We start from the raw sequence: 16,310 nt of genomic DNA, 5'->3' as shown, positions 1-16,310 counted from the left end.
CTACCGCATTCGCGAGCAAGCCCGCTCCCACATTTTTGATGAGCGCGTGGCCTTGTTTATGAGTTAAGCCGTACTTGCTTTTCCAGCTCAAGCTTTAAACCGGGCTCAAGTTTCAGTTGGCGGGCCAGTTCGTCCAGGTAGGCTTTTTCCATGAAGTTTTCTTCGTCCACCAGCATCACGCTGGCGATGTACATTTCGGCGGCCATTTCCGGGGTGCTGGCGGCGCGGGCAACGTCGGTGGGGTCCAGGGGCTTGTTGAGTTCGGCGTGCAGCCAGTGTTGCAGCTCCTGGTCGTTGTCCAGCTTGGTAAATTCGCCTTCGATCAAGGCACGCTCGCGCTCATCCACATGCCCATCAGCCTTGGCCGCGGCCACCAGTGCCTTGAGAATGCCCTGGCTGTGTTGCTCCACTTGGTCAGCCGGCAGGCGGTCGATGGTTTGCGGCTCGCCTTGGGGCGCGCTGGCCTGCTGGGCTTGCCAGTTGCCGTAAGCCTTGTAGGCAATCACACCCAGTGCGGCCAGGCCGCCGTAGGTGAGCGCCTTGCCACCGAATTTACGCGCCTTCTTGTTGCCCAGCAGCAAGCCCATGGCCCCCGCCGCCAGGGCGCCGCCGCCGGCACCGCCGAGCATGCTGCCGAGCCCGCCACCGCTGAGCAAGCCGCCGAGGGCGCCCTTGTCATTGGATTTGCGTTGGCCGCCGGCCTTGTTTTGCAACATGTCCTGGCCAGACTTGAGCAACTGATCGAGCAATCCACGGGTATTCATTCGTAGCCTCCAGACACTTGGGTTCGTAGGACCAATAGGCCTCCAGCGTAAAACTAAGTGCCAAAAAGCCGCGATCTAGAGTGCTTCCAGATGTAACGTTCTCCTGCGATGCAGGAAATGTCTTGTTGCACATGCAACGCCATCATCCCGCCATCAATCAATTTGCCTTGTTCATCGAACCGCTTAAGCTATCCGGCGTCTGTTTATTGTCCGTTGCGTTTGGCCGAAGGCATGTCCGAACCGTTATTTCTGATCCGCTACGTGCCAGGAAAGGCGCGGGATTTGCTCACGACAGGTTGTCTCTATGCACCGCAGGAATTTGCTCAAAGCATCCATGGCCATTGCGGCTTACACCGGTTTGTCGGCCAGTGGCCTGCTGGCCGCGCAGGCCTGGGCCGGGAATCGGGCTGCCGATGGCAAGGCCGTGGCGTTCGATTTCGAATCGCTCAAGGCCCAGGCCAAGCAATTGGCCACCCGTGGCTACCAGGACACTAAGCAGGTGCTGCCGCCGACCCTGGCCACCATGACCCCGCAGAATTTCAACGCCATCGGCTATGACCGTAACCATTCGCTGTGGAAGGAGTTGAACGGCCAACTGGACGTGCAGTTCTTCCACGTCGGCATGGGCTTCAAGACGCCGGTGCGCATGCACAGCGTCGACCCAAAGACCCGTGAAGCCCGCGAAGTGCATTTTCGCCCTTCACTGTTCAACTATGAAAAAACCACGGTGGACACCCAGCAACTGACCGGGGACCTGGGTTTCTCCGGCTTCAAGCTGTTCAAGGCGCCGGAGTTGGACCGCCATGACGTGCTGTCGTTTCTCGGCGCCAGTTACTTCCGTGCGGTGGATTCCACCGGCCAGTACGGCCTCTCGGCGCGTGGCCTGGCGATTGATACCTACGCGAAAAAACGTGAGGAATTCCCCGATTTCACGCAGTTCTGGTTCGAAACCCCGGACAAGAACGCCACGCGCTTTGTGGTCTACGCCCTGCTCGACTCGCCAAGCGCCACCGGCGCCTACCGCTTCGACATCGACTGCCAGGCCAACCAAGTGGTGATGGCGATCGACGCGCACATCAACGCGCGCACCGCCATCGAACAACTGGGCATCGCGCCCATGACCAGTATGTTCAGCTGTGGCACCCATGAGCGCCGCATGTGCGACACCATCCACCCGCAAATCCACGACTCGGACCGCCTGGCCATGTGGCGCGGCAACGGCGAGTGGATCTGCCGCCCCCTGAACAACCCGGCCAAGCTGCAATTCAACGCGTTCGCCGACACCAACCCCAAAGGCTTCGGCCTGGTGCAGACCGACCATGAGTTCGCCAGCTACCAGGACACCGTCGACTGGTACAGCAAACGCCCAAGCCTGTGGGTTGAACCGACCACGGCCTGGGGCGAAGGCTCCATCGACTTGCTGGAAATCCCCACCACTGGCGAAACCCTGGACAATATCGTGGCCTTCTGGACCCCGAAAAAGCCCGTGGCCGCTGGTGATTCGCTCAACTACGGCTACAAGCTGTACTGGAGCGCACTGCCGCCGGTGAGCACGCCGCTGGCACAGGTGGACGCGACCCGTTCGGGCATGGGCGGCTTTACCGAAGGCTGGGCACCCGGCGAGCATTATCCGAAGGTATGGGCGCGGCGTTTCGCCGTAGACTTCAAGGGTGGCGGGCTGGATCGCCTGCCAGCGGGCACCGGCATCGAGCCGGTGGTGACTTGTTCCCATGGTGAGGTGAAGGATTTCAGCGTGCTGGTGCTGGATAACATCAAGGGCTATCGCATCCTGTTCGACTGGTACCCCACCAGCGACAGCGTGGAACCCGTCGAATTGCGCCTGTTTATACGAACCCAGGACCGCACCCTGAGTGAAACCTGGCTTTATCAGTACTTCCCGCCTGCACCAGAGCAACGCAAGTACACCTGATGCCACACTGCACGATCATTCCCACGCAATAACGTAGGAATGATCGGACTTGGCTCAGAACCGCGACACGCTTTTCATCGCGCCAATCAAATATCGCATCGCCACCTGATCGCTCTCGGTCAGTGCCCGGTATTGCACCAGCAACTCCATCTCATCCGAACTCAACCTTCGACCCCGCAAGGACATCCGGCGGCTCAGAAAAGACGCCACCGCACCCGCTACGCCATAGGATTTGGCCATGGACCACTACTCCTGCTATCAGTCAAATACTCCTGGTGCCCATTTCCAAACTCCCCGAAGTACAACATTTTCGTGGACAGACAGCCTGCCTCCCTGGGCTAGGAACCAAGCTCACCCTAAGCTTAGAAACTATCTCGTCACACGTGGGATTTTTTTAGAGTATTCACTTAAAAAAATAGCTTCAGTAATAAAAACCTACAGCCATTACTCACGAAGTGGTCGATACAAGTGGATGTCTAAAGGTTCTTGCGCATACAGCTCAGCACGGGGTTGCAGCAACAGACGACACCCATGACGCAGATAAAAGTCCACGGTATTACGCGACTCTGTGGCCGAGATATACAGCGCTTGGGCCCCCACTTGCCGGCCGTGCTCGCAAGCCAGCGCCAACAACCGCCCGCCCAGGCCCGAACCACGGGCGCTATGGCTGACATGCAGGAATTTCAACTGCCGCATCAGCAGGCCCTGGTGATGGAAGGGCCGATTGTCCACTACCACTGCGGCAATCAGCACCTGGCCGTCGAATACGCCCCACAACCACCCGCCGCGCTGGAGGCAGGCACGCAGCGCCACGGCATCCTGTTCAGCCTCGCCTTCGGGCCAGCCGTGCATGTCATGGTGCGTGGCATACAACACCAGTTCGCCGCATTCCATGCGGTAGCACGCCTGGATCAGCTCCGTGCGATCGATGGTTGCCAGCAAAGAAATATCGTCTTCGGTTAACGCGCGTTCCACCAGCATAGGGGTCTCCTGCTTCACAACCGCCAAGGATCAGCCTTCCTTTAAACACGAGCAAGAAAAAACCCACCGTGTCAGGGTGGGTCCGGTAGGGCCGTGTACAGGGTCAATCCCGCAGATCCGACTCATGGATCGGCTGGTCCCGATGGGTTGCCCGCTGGTACTGCGCCGGCCAGATGGCTTTGCGTCCGCCCAGGTCATCGTCGGCATGCAACGGCCAGTACGGGTCACGCAGCAGTTCACGGGCCAGGAAGATGATGTCGGCCTGGCAGGTACGCAGGATGTGCTCGGCCTGGGCCGGTTCGGTAATCATGCCGACCGTACCGGTGGCCATGCCCGATTCCTTGCGCACGCGCTCGGCGAAGCGCGTCTGGTAGCCGGGGCCGGTAGGAATCTCGGCATTGGCGGCGGTACCACCGGACGACACGTCGATCAGATCCACCCCGAGGTCTTTCAGGCGGCGCGCCAATTCCACGGTCTCATCCGGGTTCCAGCCGTCTTCCACCCAATCGGTGGCCGACACGCGCACAAACAGCGGCAACTCCTCAGGCCACACGGCACGCACGGCCTTGGTGACTTCCAGCGCCAGGCGAATGCGGTTTTCGAAGGAGCCGCCGTAGTGGTCCTGACGCTGGTTGCTGATCGGCGAGAGAAACTGGTGCAGCAGGTAACCGTGGGCGGCGTGGATTTCCACCACTTCAAAGCCTGCGGTCAAGGCGCGCCTGGCGGCGGCGACAAAGTCGGCGATCACTTGTTGGATCTGCCCTTCGTCCAATGGCTTGGGTTGGGTGTGATTGGGATCAAACGCAATTGGCGAAGGCCCCACCGGCACCCAGCCGCCCTCCTCCGGCTTGACGCTGCCGTGTTTGCCGATCCATGGCCGATGGGTGCTGGCCTTGCGCCCGGCATGGGCCAATTGAATACCCGCCACCGCGCCCTGGGCCGCGATAAAACGGGTGATGCGCCGCAATGGTTCGATCTGGGCGTCGCTCCACAGGCCCAGGTCCTGGGCGGTGATACGGCCATCGGCGGTCACCGCCGTGGCCTCGGTAAAAATCAGCCCGGCGCCACCCACGGCTCGGCTGCCGAGGTGCACCAGGTGCCAGTCATTGGCCAGGCCATCGTCGCTGGAGTATTGGCACATGGGTGAAACCGCGATGCGGTTTAGCAGGGTCAATTGGCGCAGGGTATAAGGTTCGAGCAGCTGACTCATGGCGCACCTCTTCTGGGTTCTGTGGGCACTGTTCAACAGTGCATAGAGCCTAGTCGACAACCATCGTTTGCACAGGGTTCAGAAAGGAAAGCGGGAGCCGATTGCCGGCTCCCGGTAGGCAGCACCTTACATCTCGACCTGGGTGCCCAGCTCGATCACACGGTTGACCGGCAGTTTGAAGAACCGCAGGTTGCCGTTGGCGTTTTTCAACATGAAGGCAAACAACACTTCACGCCAACGGGCCATGCCTTTGATACGCGAGGCAATTACCGTTTCACGGCTGAGGAAGTAGGTGGTGCGCATCGGGCTGAAGTCCAGGTCATCCAGATGGCACAGTTTCAGCGCTTCAGGCACGTCCGGTTCATCGGTGAACCCGAAGTGCAGGATCACCCGGAAGAAGCCTTCGCCATAGGCATCCACCTCGAAGCGTCGCGCCGCAGGCACCCGTGGAATGTCTTCGTAGACCACGGTCAATAGCACCACCTGCTCATGCAGCACCTGGTTATGCAGCAGGTTGTGCAACAGCGCATGGGGCACGGCGTCGGGCCGAGCGGTGAGAAACACCGCCGTGCCCTGAACGCGATGGGGCGGCTGTACACGGATACTGCTGATAAAGATCGGCAACGGCAGGCCACCCTCGTCGAGACGGCCGACCAGCAATTGCTTGCCACGCTTCCAGGTGGTCATCAGCACGAATAGCACGATCCCGGCCAGTACCGGGAAGGCGCCGCCCTGGAGGATCTTCGGCGCGTTGGCGGCGAAGAACAGGCCATCCACCAACAGGCAGCAGAGCAACAGCGGCACGGCCAGCACCGGTGGCCACTTCCACAGCAGCAGCATCACCGCCGATACCAGGATGGTGGTCATCAGCATGGTGCCGGTCACCGCTACACCGTAGGCCGAGGCCAGAGCGCCGGAAGATTCGAAACCCAGCACCAGCAGGATCACGCCGACCATCAACGACCAGTTCACTGCACCGATGTAGATCTGGCCCTGTTCGGCACTGGAGGTGTGCTGGATATGCATGCGCGGGATGTAACCCAGCTGGATCGCCTGGCGGGTCAACGAGAACGCGCCGGAAATCACCGCCTGGGAAGCAATTACCGTGGCCATGGTGGACAAGCCCACCAACGGGACCAGTGCCCAGCTCGGCGCCAGCAGGTAGAACGGGTTGCGCGCCGCCTCCGGATCGCCCAGCAGCATCGCGCCCTGGCCAAAATAGTTCAGCACCAGCGCCGGCAGCACCAGCAGGAACCAGGCGCGGGCGATGGGTTTGCGGCCAAAGTGGCCCATGTCGGCGTACAACGCTTCAGCGCCGGTCAATGCCAGCACCACCGCGCCGAGGATCGCCACGCCAATACCGGGGTGAACCATGAAGAAGCGCACGCCCCATGCCGGGTTCAGCGCATTGAGCACTTCGGGTTGCTGCAGAATGCCGTACACCCCCAGGCCGCCCAATACCAGGAACCAGGTAACCATCACCGGGCCAAACAGCTTGCCGATGCGGTCGGTGCCGTGTTTCTGGATCAGGAACAGCGCCACCAGCACCACCAGGGCAATGGGCACTACCCATTTTTCCAGGCCATCGAACGCCAGTTCCAAGCCTTCGATGGCCGACAACACCGAAATTGCCGGGGTGATCATACTGTCGCCGTAGAACAACGCCGCGCCACACAGGCCACACACCACCAGGAAACTGCGCAATTTCGTGTGCTTCCCGGCAGCTCGCCGGGCCAACGCGGTGAGGGCCATGATGCCGCCCTCGCCCTGGTTGTCGGCACGCAGCACGAACAGCACGTACTTGATCGACACCACCCAGATCAGCGACCAAAAGATCAGCGCCAGGATCCCCAAGACACCGTCATGGTTGACCTGCACCCCATAACCGCCGTTGAACACCTCTTTAAGGGTGTAGAGCGGGCTGGTCCCGATATCGCCATAAACCACCCCGACCGCCGCTACCAGCATGCCAATCGGCTTGGCTTTTGAATGCTCGGCACCTGCTGCCTGACTACTTGCCTGACCCATCAACCACTCCTGCCCTTTGACCTGAGGTCTTTTATAAACAGCGCTTCTAAGCTGACCCTAGCATGCGCTGTTTTACTTCTCGTAACAGACGTTTTATTGACCCAAGGGCTTTACCCGTGCGTAACGGCGCGAAGCATAGCGCAGCACTCGTCGCATTTCCCGTTCAAGTGAATCGGGCGTCGTTTTAGGCAATCAGTCATAGAGACCACAGCAGCACTTTGGCGCCTTTTTGCCTGCATTGATCACATTTACGGCCAACCGTATATTCCTGGCCCGGCTCAGTCGTGCTGCCCGGGTGGTGTGATCAGGAGCGCCTTGCCGGATTACCTGATCGGTCAATCGTGCATCCGCAGAGCACGCAGTCGATATAAAAACTCAATTATCGAGCTGTCTCTTTTAAGGTACATTCCTCATGTACGAAGTGAAACACGTACTGTCAATCAATGGCGTGGATATCTACCAGGCTTGGCTGGATACAGTGCTGGACACGCGTTCGAAAGCAAGAATCACCACCAGAGTGGATCGGGCGTCCCTTGGTCACTTTGGCGTTACCGAGCCAGTGGGTGATGGGGTCTTTGAGATGAAGCTCGACTTCGGCCCAGGGTTTCGCGTGTATTACGCAGTCTAGGATCGAAAATCATTTTCCTATTGGGCGGTGGTTCGAAGGCCAGACAGCAGAACGATATCGATCAGGCCAAGGCTCTCTGGAAATCTTACAAGGTGCAGCAAAAATGACCATTCGTACCCGCCCGCACGAAGATAGCGTTCTGGAAATGCTTCGCAACGACGAAGCATTCGCCCTCGAATATTTATCTGTCGCGCTTGAGGAAATAGATGAAGCCGGTGGCGAGGACGCTTTCCTTGTCGCTATCCGTCGAGTGGCGGAAGCTCGTGGTGGGATGCTCAGCTTGTCGCAGAACACAGGACTCAATCGAGCAAACCTCTACAGGTCCATCGGCGTCGGCGGTGATCCTAAGCTCTCCACTTTGCTTAAAGTCCTCAAGGCGTTAGGTGTGGGCATGTCTAAAGTGGTATCGCACCGAACAGAACAAGACGTCCAGGCTTAAGCGCGCGCCAGTAGCTATGGGATTACCCGGCGCAGCACTCGTCGTATTTCCCTGCATAAAGCTGGTCAAGTGCGTTGCCCACCGATAGAATTGCGCACTTTTTGATCAGAGGCGCACCAAGCGCCCATCCGTTGCCTTGTCGTGCACGACCGGCAGCGTCATTCAATACCGAGGTTAGACATGTCCACCACCATCGCAAAAGCCAACCCCAAGGTTGGCTTTGTTTCCCTGGGTTGCCCGAAGGCGCTTGTCGACTCCGAGCGCATCCTCACGCAATTGCGTATGGAAGGCTACGACGTCGTGTCCACTTACCAGGACGCCGATGTGGTGGTGGTCAACACCTGCGGCTTCATCGACTCGGCCAAGGCCGAATCCCTGGAAGTGATCGGCGAAGCCATCAAGGAAAACGGCAAGGTCATCGTGACCGGCTGCATGGGGGTGGAAGAAGGCAATATCCGCAACGTGCACCCAAGTGTGCTGGCGGTGACCGGCCCGCAGCAGTACGAGCAAGTGGTCAACGCTGTGCACGAGGTGGTGCCGCCACGCCAGGATCACAACCCGCTGATCGACCTGGTGCCGCCTCAAGGCATCAAGCTGACCCCGCGTCACTACGCATATCTGAAGATTTCCGAAGGCTGCAACCACAGCTGCAGCTTCTGCATCATCCCGTCGATGCGCGGCAAACTGGTAAGCCGCCCGGTGGGTGACGTGCTCGACGAGGCCCAGCGCCTGGTCAAGTCTGGCGTCAAGGAGCTGCTGGTGATCTCCCAGGACACCAGCGCCTACGGCGTCGATGTGAAATACCGCACCGGTTTCTGGAACGGCGCGCCGGTGAAAACCCGCATGACCGAGCTGTGCGAAGCCCTCAGCAGCCTGGGCGTGTGGGTGCGCCTGCACTATGTTTACCCTTACCCGCACGTGGACGAGTTGATCCCGTTGATGGCCGCCGGCAAGATCCTGCCGTACCTGGACATCCCGTTCCAGCACGCCAGCCCGAAAGTGCTCAAGGCGATGAAACGCCCGGCGTTCGAAGACAAGACCCTGGCGCGCATCAAGAACTGGCGCGAGATCTGCCCGGAGCTGATCATCCGCTCCACCTTCATCGTCGGTTTCCCCGGCGAGACCGAGGAAGACTTCCAGTACCTGCTGGACTGGCTGACCGAAGCGCAGCTGGACCGCGTCGGTTGCTTCCAGTACTCGCCGGTGGAAGGTGCTCCGGCCAACCTGCTGGACCTGGCCGTGGTGCCGGACGACGTCAAGCAAGACCGTTGGGAGCGCTTCATGGCGCACCAGCAGGCCATCAGCTCGGCACGCCTGCAACTGCGCATCGGCAAGGAAATCGAAGTGCTGATCGATGAAGTCGACGAGCAAGGCGCGGTGGGTCGTTGCTTCTTCGACGCCCCTGAAATTGACGGTAACGTGTTTATCGACGATGCCAGCGGCCTGAAGCCGGGTGACAAAGTGTGGTGCACCGTGACCGACGCCGACGAGTACGACTTGTGGGCTGAAAAGCGCGACTGATCGCACGGTGATAAAAAAGCCTCGCCTCTGAGAAGATGCGGGGCTTTTTTAGGTCTATCGTATTGTCCATCAACCCCGAATACAGCAAGGGACAGCGGGTATGCGTCAGCATTCGGTGATTCACACACCTAAAACCAGCGACTACACGCGCCTGGTGCAGATCTGGGAGGACTCGGTACGCGCCACCCACGACTTCCTCCCGAACAGCTATATCGACATGTTGAAAAACCTGGTGCTGAGCCGCTACCTCGATGCAGTCATGCTGATCTGCACCAAGGACTCATGCCAACGCATCACCGGGTTCGCCGGAGTGTCGGCGGGCAAGGTGGAAATGCTGTTTATCGACCCGCACCACCGTGGCCAGGGACTGGGCCGGCAATTGCTGGGTTACGCGATCGAACACATGAATGCCGATGAACTGGACGTCAACGAACAGAACCCCCAGGCTCTGGGTTTTTACCTCAAGCAAGGCTTTGAGGTAATCGGGCGCACAGAACATGATGGGCTCGGGCAGCCTTATCCATTGCTGCACCTGCGTCTACACCAGCAGCAACGGGCCCGTAATGCCTGAACTGTGGGAGCTGGCTTGCCTGCGAAGGCGTCGGGTCAGTCTACCCATCCGGTGCTGGTATACCGCCATCGCAGGCAAGCCAGCTCCCACATTTGGCCCGTGTTGCGTCAGTTAAATAATTGTTAGGGCACATGCGCTGAAATGGGGCCGGGATTAACCGGCGCCAGGCAGGTACAATAGTGGCCCCCTTTTGTTACGGCCCCTGTCATGACTGACCCCATACGCCTCTCCAAACGCCTTATCGAACTGGTCGGTTGCTCCCGTCGGGAGGCTGAGCTGTTTATCGAAGGCGGCTGGGTCTCGGTGGACGGCGAAGTGATCGACGAGCCGCAGTTCAAGGTCACTGACGAGAAAGTCGAGCTGGACCCGGAAGCTAAAGCCACCGCGCCAGAGCCGGTGACTATCCTGCTGCACGCCCCCGCAGGCGTGGATGCTGAAACCGCCATGGCCTCGATCAGCGCCGAAACCCTGTCTGAAGAACACCGCTTCGGCAAGCGTCCGCTCAAGGGGCACTTTCTGCGCCTGAGCGCCAGCGCCGACCTGCAAGCCAAGGCCAGTGGCCTGCTGGTGTTCACCCAGGACTGGAAGATTCTGCGCAAGTTGACCGCCGATGCCGCCAAGATCGAGCAGGAATACGTGGTGGAAGTCGAAGGCGACATGGTTGCCCACGGCCTTAACCGCCTGAACCACGGCCTGACCTACAAAGGCAAAGAGCTGCCTGCCGTCAAAGCCAGTTGGCAGAACGAGAACCGCCTGCGCTTTGCGATGAAAAACCCGCAACCCGGCGTGATCGCGCTGTTCTGCGAAGCCGTTGGCCTGAAAGTCATCGCCATCCGCCGCATCCGCATCGGCGGCGTGTCCATCGGCAAGGTGCCAGTGGGCCAATGGCGTTACCTGTCCGGCAAAGAAAAGTTTTAAGCCGTTCCCTTTTCCCGACACCGCCTGATTCCGGCGGGGTCATCAGTTGAATACCAGGATTGCCCACCATGATTCACAACGACGTACTGCGCAGCGTGCGCTACATGCTCGACATCAGCGACAACAAGATGGTCGAGATCATCAAGCTCGGCGGCATGGACGTGACCAAGGAAGACCTGCTGACCTACCTCAAGAAAGATGAGGAAGAAGGCTTTGTGTTCTGCCCGGATGAAGTCATGGCTCACTTCCTCGATGGCTTGGTGATTTTCAAGCGCGGCAAGGACGAAAGCCGCCCGCCGCAGCCGATCGAAACCCCGGTGACCAACAACATCATCCTGAAAAAGCTGCGCGTGGCCTTCGAACTGAAGGAAGACGACATGCATGCCATCCTCAAGGCAGCGGAGTTCCCGGTGTCCAAGCCAGAGCTGAGCGCGCTGTTTCGCAAGTTTGGTCATACCAACTACCGCACCTGTGGCGATCAGTTGCTGCGTAACTTCCTCAAGGGCCTGACGCTGCGGGTTCGTGCTTAAGCCATGAGTTACCCGGTCTCGCCCGTCGGCTTCGTACGCTCCTGTTTCAAGGAGAAGTTCGCCATCCCGCGCCAACCGCAACTGGCACCGGCTGCCCGTGGCGTGCTGGAGCTGGTGGCGCCGTTCGACCAGGGTGAGGCGGTGCAGGGGCTGGAGCAGGTCAGCCATGTGTGGCTGCTGTTTCTGTTTCATCAGGCCCTGGAAGACAAGCCACGCCTGAAAGTGCGCCCGCCACGCCTGGGCGGCAATACGTCCATGGGCGTGTTTGCCACCCGCGCAACCCATCGCCCCAATGGCATCGGCCAGTCGGTGGTGAAGCTGGACAAGGTGGAACCGGGGCGCCTGTGGATTTCCGGCATAGATTTGCTCGATGGCACGCCGGTGCTGGATATCAAGCCGTATGTGCCGTATGCCGATATCGTGGATGCGGCCACCAACGACATCGCCAGCGATGCGCCCTCGCTGATCGGCGTTCAATGGCTCAAGGCTGCCCTGCAACAGGCGCAAGGCCATGCACAGCGCCTTGGTGAACCGTTGGTGGAACTGATTGAACAGTGTCTGGCACAGGACCCGCGGCCGGCGTATCAGGTTCCGACGTCGGAACGCGAATACGGTGTGCGGTTCTGGGATGTGGATGTGCGCTGGCACTACCCGGAGCCGGGGATGATTTGTGTGCTGGAAGTGGTTTCGGCTAACTAAATAGGGCGAAAACCATGTGGGAGCTGGCTTGCCTGCGATAGCATCACCTCGGTTCAACTGAACCACTGAGGTGTCTGCATCGCAGGCAAGCCAGCTCCCACATTTTTTGGATCGCTGGTGTTACTGACTCTGTATTACTTCTCGACGAACGCACGCTCGATCAGGTAGTCACCCGGCTCACGCATCCGTGGCGAAACCTTGAGGCCAAAGCTGTTCAACACTTCGCTGGTCTCGTCCAACATGCTTGGGCTGCCGCACAGCATGGCGCGGTCGTCCTCGGGATTGATCGGCGGCAGGCCGATGTCGCTGAACAGCTTGCCGCTGCGCATCAGGTCGGTCAGGCGGCCTTCGTTTTCGAACGGCTCGCGGGTCACGGTCGGGTAGTAGATCAACTTGTCACGCAGGGCCTCACCGAAGAACTCGTTCTGCGGCAGGTGCTCGGTGATGAATTCGCGGTAGGCAACTTCGTTGACGTAACGCACGCCGTGGCACAGGATCACTTTTTCGAAACGCTCATAGGTCTCCGGGTCCTGGATCACGCTCATGAATGGAGCGAGGCCAGTACCGGTGCTGAGCAGGTACAGGTGTTTGCCCGGCTTCAAATCGTCAAGCACCAGGGTGCCCGTCGGTTTTTTGCTGATGATGATCTCGTCGCCTTCCTTCAAATGCTGCAATTGGGAAGTCAGCGGGCCATCGGGCACCTTGATGCTGAAGAACTCCAGATGCTCTTCCCAGTTCGGGCTGGCAATGGAGTAAGCGCGCATGAGCGGGCGGCCGTTGGGCTGTTGCAGGCCGATCATCACGAACTGACCGTTCTCGAAGCGCAGGCCCGGATCGCGGGTGCACTTGAAGCTGAACAGAGTGTCGTTCCAGTGATGAACACTGAGGACACGCTCGTGGTTCATGTTGCTCATGTACGGGGGACTCCTGGAAATGGGTCTGCGCCAAAGGTATGGATGCGCAATTGCACAGCATTCTAATGGCGGCGACAATATCTGTTAACTGGATTATTAAGATAAGGGTTATCGGTTATATCGATATGCGATTTACTCTCCGTCAACTGCAAGTTTTCGTCGCCGTCGCCCAGCAGGAAAGCGTCTCGCGCGCTGCTGGCCTTCTGGCCTTATCTCAATCCGCCGCCAGCACCTCGATTACCGAGCTGGAGCGTCAATCCAGCTGCCAATTATTCGACCGCGCCGGCAAACGCCTGAGCCTCAACGCCCTTGGTCACCAGCTATTACCCCAGGCCGTGGCATTGCTGGACCAAGCCAAGGAGATAGAAGACCTGCTCAACGGCAAGTCCGGCTTCGGTTCCCTGGCGGTCGGCGCCACGCTGACCATCGGCAATTACCTGGCGACGCTACTGATTGGCAGCTTTATGCAGCAACACCCCGAGAGCCAGGTAAAGCTGCACGTGCAGAACACTGCCCATATCGTGCATCAGGTTGCCCACTACGAAATTGATCTGGGTCTAATCGAAGGCGACTGCAGCCACCCAGATATCGAGGTGCAGACGTGGGTAGAAGATGAGCTGGTGGTGTTCTGTGCGCCCCAGCATCATTTGGCCAAGCGTGGCGTGGCCACCATGGACGAGTTGACCCACGAAGCGTGGATCCTGCGAGAACAAGGCTCGGGCACGCGCCTGACCTTCGACCAGGCTATGCGTCACCACCGTAGCGCACTGAATATCCGCCTGGAGCTGGAACACACCGAGGCAATCAAGCGAGCTGTGGAGTCAGGCTTGGGGATTGGCTGCATTTCGCGGCTGGCGCTGCGCGATGCCTTCCGCCGTGGCAGCCTGGTGCCGGTAGAAACCCCGGACCTGGATCTGGCCCGGCAGTTCTACTTCATCTGGCACAAGCAGAAGTATCAGACCTCGGCGATGCGCGAGTTTCTCGAACTGTGCCGCGCCTTCACCGCTGGGGTGCAGCGCAGCGACGAGATCGTGCTGCCGAGTATCGCGTGATCCTCAGATCAGGATCACCGCCCATACCAGGGTGATCATGGTCAGTGCCACAAATTGCGCGGCGCTGCCCATGTCCTTGGCGTTTTTCGACAGCGGGTGGCGGTCCAGGGAAATACGGTCAATGGCCGCTTCTACCGCGGAGTTGAGCAATTCGACGATCAGCGCCAACAGGCACACTGCAATCAGCAGCGCCCGTTCAACCCGACTGACCTGCAGGAAAAAGCTCAAGGGGATCAGGATGACGTTCAGCAACACCAACTGGCGGAATGCCGCCTCGCCAGTGAAAGCCGCACGCAGGCCATCCAGGGAATAGCCCCCTGCGTTGAAAATACGTTTGATACCGGTTTGACCCTTGAAAGGCGACATAGATGTAGGCAACTGAACCAAAGAAGTGGGGAAGCTAGATCACGCAAAGTCAAAAAAGCGTGAAGTGGCTGTAACTTAATGTTGCGAGATTGACTCAAGTTGCTGCAAAAGCAACGCCGCCTGAGTGCGCGTACGCACGCCCAACTTACGGAAAATCGCCGTAACGTGGGCCTTGATGGTCGCTTCCGACACACTCAATTCGTAGGCAATCTGCTTGTTCAACAAACCTTCGCAAACCATGGTCAACACCCGGAACTGCTGGGGCGTCAAGCTGGCCAGGCCATCGCGGGCGGCCTTGGCTTCATCGGACACATTGATTTCTTCAAACGCCTGGGGTGGCCAGGACACATCGCCGTCCAACACCGTGCGCACGGCTTTCTGGATATCTTCCATCGCGCTGGACTTGGGAATGAAACCGCTGGCGCCAAACTCCTTGGAGCGCACCACCACGTCGGCTTCTTCCTGGGCCGACACCATCACCACAGGGATCTGCGGGTATTGGCCACGCAGCAGCACCAGCCCGGAAAAACCGTAGGCGCCCGGCATGTTCAGGTCGAGCAACACCAGGTCCCAGTCGGATTTTTCAGTCAGGCGGGCTTCCAGTTCGGCAATGCTGGCTACTTCGACCAAACGTACATCGGGGCCAAGGCCCAGGGTTACGGCCTGATGCAGTGCGCTGCGAAACAGCGGGTGGTCATCGGCAATCAGGATTTCGTATGTGGCCATTGGTTAAATGATCCTGTTTTTTATGGGAGCCCTGATGGGTTCAGGGTTCACCAATACACGAGGCGACGGCCGGGCAGCGATCGCCACAGGGCCCGCTCAACGTCAAAAACACATGAAACGACGTCGATAATTCACGGTTGCGCCCAATCGGCGCACAGCATGCCCAGCGTAGCCTGGAGGGTCAAGCACTACGCCCGTGGGGATTTTAGCGGGTTGCAGGCTTACAGTGCCATCATGCAAACGTCGTCTGGTTAACCCGCCGGGATGTAGGGTGCAAGGCGCGTATGCACGGTGTCTGCCGCATCCAGTGGCAGTTGGAACTTGGCAGCCAGGTAATGGGTGCTGAATACATCGAGGTAGGCATCCAGCACTTCGCTGGCGACCAGGTCATCGGCCAGTTCCAGGCATAGCGCCGCCACCTCGGCCGTGCAGAAATGGTCATCGCGCTTGGAACGCCGTAGCTTGTAACGCGACAACTGCTCGGGCGCCAGGCTCAGCACCGGCAAATGTTCCAGATAGGGACTTTTGCGAAACATCTTGCGCGCTTCGCTCCAGGTGCCGTCCAGCAGGATGAACAGTGGACGCTTGCCCTCCTCCACGCGCACTTCACTGACCACCCGTTGCGGCGCCACGAATTCACCGGGAAATACGATGTAGGGTTGCCACTGCGGGTCGGCCAGCAATCTGAGCAACTCGGGGTCGACTTCGGTACGCGACCAGGCGAATGCGGTGGTGTCGTGTATGACATCGGCGATCAGCCAGCCCGTATTACTGGGCTTCATCGGTTCAACGTCATGCATCAATAGGCACATGGCGGACTTGGCTTCTACCTGAGGCCGCCAGGCACACAGGCAGTACTCAGGAATGACCCGACAGCCGGGACAGCGCTCAGCACGGGAACCCCGATTGAGAAACGGCCTGACGGCACGCGCCAGACGCTGGGTACGCAAACGGGAGACGGCGTGACTCATCGGGCACGCGGCGAAGTAGAAGAAATCGACACGGAACAAACTCGTGAAAAACAGAAGTCCCG

The 16,310-nt window shown here is 59.3% G+C and carries 17 protein-coding genes and 1 pseudogene; 9 read left to right on the top strand and 9 right to left on the bottom strand.

Going from position 1 to position 16,310, the window contains the following annotated elements; genetic code table 11:
• Positions 1 to 56: 56 nt before the first annotated feature.
• The gene (locus JJD66_RS14770) at positions 57 to 764 is read right to left on the bottom strand and encodes a tellurite resistance TerB family protein (protein WP_198716603.1); all 708 of its coding nucleotides are present in this window, start codon (positions 762 to 764) and stop codon (positions 57 to 59) included.
• A gap of 304 nt (positions 765 to 1,068) precedes the next feature.
• Here JJD66_RS14770 and JJD66_RS14765 point away from each other — a divergent pair, with 304 nt between their 5' ends.
• Positions 1,069 to 2,694: a glucan biosynthesis protein D gene (locus JJD66_RS14765; protein WP_054897106.1), complete on the top strand. Its 1,626-nt coding sequence runs from the start codon at positions 1,069 to 1,071 to the stop codon at positions 2,692 to 2,694.
• 54 nt (positions 2,695 to 2,748) lie between these two features.
• Here the strand turns inward: JJD66_RS14765 and JJD66_RS14760 are convergent, their stop codons facing one another.
• The 4 genes from JJD66_RS14760 to JJD66_RS14745 form a co-directional block, all read right to left on the bottom strand.
• Entirely contained in the window at positions 2,749 to 2,934 is a 186-nt protein-coding gene (locus tag JJD66_RS14760) for a hypothetical protein (RefSeq protein ID WP_014717190.1), read from the bottom strand.
• 204 nt (positions 2,935 to 3,138) lie between these two features.
• Positions 3,139 to 3,675 carry a GNAT family N-acetyltransferase gene (locus tag JJD66_RS14755; RefSeq protein WP_200648464.1) on the bottom strand — a complete coding sequence of 179 codons (537 nt, stop codon included), beginning with the start codon at positions 3,673 to 3,675 and terminating at the stop codon, positions 3,139 to 3,141.
• 103 nt (positions 3,676 to 3,778) lie between these two features.
• Positions 3,779 to 4,885: an NADH:flavin oxidoreductase/NADH oxidase gene (locus tag JJD66_RS14750; protein WP_200648463.1), complete on the bottom strand. Its 1,107-nt coding sequence runs from the start codon at positions 4,883 to 4,885 to the stop codon at positions 3,779 to 3,781.
• 126 nt (positions 4,886 to 5,011) lie between these two features.
• On the bottom strand, positions 5,012 to 6,913 hold the full coding sequence (locus JJD66_RS14745) for a potassium transporter Kup (protein ID WP_014717187.1): 1,902 nt from the start codon (positions 6,911 to 6,913) through the stop codon (positions 5,012 to 5,014).
• Between the two features lie 412 nt (positions 6,914 to 7,325).
• On the opposite strand from JJD66_RS14745, the pseudogene JJD66_RS14740 reads away from it, so the two are divergent.
• The 7 genes and pseudogenes from JJD66_RS14740 (at position 7,326) to tsaA (ending at position 12,219) form a co-directional block, all read left to right on the top strand.
• Positions 7,326 to 7,648, top strand: a pseudogene (locus tag JJD66_RS14740) (type II toxin-antitoxin system RelE/ParE family toxin).
• Positions 7,645 to 7,980 carry an addiction module antidote protein gene (locus JJD66_RS14735; RefSeq protein WP_105225983.1) on the top strand — a complete coding sequence of 112 codons (336 nt, stop codon included), beginning with the start codon at positions 7,645 to 7,647 and terminating at the stop codon, positions 7,978 to 7,980. Before JJD66_RS14740 ends, JJD66_RS14735 begins: the two are co-directional and overlap by 4 nt.
• Positions 7,981 to 8,160: 180 nt before the next feature.
• Positions 8,161 to 9,501: a 30S ribosomal protein S12 methylthiotransferase RimO gene (gene rimO / locus JJD66_RS14730; protein ID WP_003231334.1), complete on the top strand. Its 1,341-nt coding sequence runs from the start codon at positions 8,161 to 8,163 to the stop codon at positions 9,499 to 9,501.
• A gap of 100 nt (positions 9,502 to 9,601) precedes the next feature.
• Positions 9,602 to 10,072, top strand: a complete 471-nt coding sequence (locus JJD66_RS14725; RefSeq protein ID WP_200648461.1) for a GNAT family N-acetyltransferase — start codon at positions 9,602 to 9,604, stop codon at positions 10,070 to 10,072.
• A gap of 207 nt (positions 10,073 to 10,279) precedes the next feature.
• A complete protein-coding gene (locus JJD66_RS14720; protein ID WP_034126494.1) occupies positions 10,280 to 10,990 on the top strand; it encodes an rRNA pseudouridine synthase in 711 nt (236 codons plus the stop codon).
• 68 nt (positions 10,991 to 11,058) lie between these two features.
• Positions 11,059 to 11,520 carry a DUF1456 family protein gene (locus JJD66_RS14715; protein WP_005785469.1) on the top strand — a complete coding sequence of 154 codons (462 nt, stop codon included), beginning with the start codon at positions 11,059 to 11,061 and terminating at the stop codon, positions 11,518 to 11,520.
• A 3-nt stretch (positions 11,521 to 11,523) separates the two neighbouring features.
• On the top strand, positions 11,524 to 12,219 hold the full coding sequence (gene tsaA / locus JJD66_RS14710) for a tRNA (N6-threonylcarbamoyladenosine(37)-N6)-methyltransferase TrmO (RefSeq protein WP_200648460.1): 696 nt from the start codon (positions 11,524 to 11,526) through the stop codon (positions 12,217 to 12,219).
• A 134-nt stretch (positions 12,220 to 12,353) separates the two neighbouring features.
• Here the strand turns inward: tsaA and fpr are convergent, their stop codons facing one another.
• Positions 12,354 to 13,133: a ferredoxin-NADP reductase gene (gene fpr / locus JJD66_RS14705; protein ID WP_003189055.1), complete on the bottom strand. Its 780-nt coding sequence runs from the start codon at positions 13,131 to 13,133 to the stop codon at positions 12,354 to 12,356.
• A gap of 125 nt (positions 13,134 to 13,258) precedes the next feature.
• Between fpr and JJD66_RS14700 the strand changes: the two genes are divergently transcribed.
• Complete coding sequence (locus JJD66_RS14700) at positions 13,259 to 14,185, top strand: LysR family transcriptional regulator (protein WP_003189054.1); 927 nt, start codon at positions 13,259 to 13,261, stop codon at positions 14,183 to 14,185.
• A gap of 3 nt (positions 14,186 to 14,188) precedes the next feature.
• On the opposite strand, the gene JJD66_RS14695 is transcribed toward JJD66_RS14700, so the two are convergent.
• From JJD66_RS14695 to JJD66_RS14685, 3 genes are all read right to left on the bottom strand, one after another.
• Complete coding sequence (locus JJD66_RS14695) at positions 14,189 to 14,551, bottom strand: diacylglycerol kinase (protein WP_003189051.1); 363 nt, start codon at positions 14,549 to 14,551, stop codon at positions 14,189 to 14,191.
• 75 nt (positions 14,552 to 14,626) lie between these two features.
• Positions 14,627 to 15,277: a response regulator transcription factor ErdR gene (gene erdR / locus JJD66_RS14690; protein ID WP_003189050.1), complete on the bottom strand. Its 651-nt coding sequence runs from the start codon at positions 15,275 to 15,277 to the stop codon at positions 14,627 to 14,629.
• A 251-nt stretch (positions 15,278 to 15,528) separates the two neighbouring features.
• A complete protein-coding gene (locus JJD66_RS14685; RefSeq protein WP_054917802.1) occupies positions 15,529 to 16,248 on the bottom strand; it encodes a tRNA-uridine aminocarboxypropyltransferase in 720 nt (239 codons plus the stop codon).
• Positions 16,249 to 16,310: the final 62 nt, after the last annotated feature.

The organism is Pseudomonas sp. MF6751 (assembly GCF_016613265.1).
Lineage (GTDB): Bacteria > Pseudomonadota > Gammaproteobacteria > Pseudomonadales > Pseudomonadaceae > Aquipseudomonas > Aquipseudomonas fluorescens_BV.
This window is presented reverse-complemented; position numbering and strand designations above follow the sequence as displayed.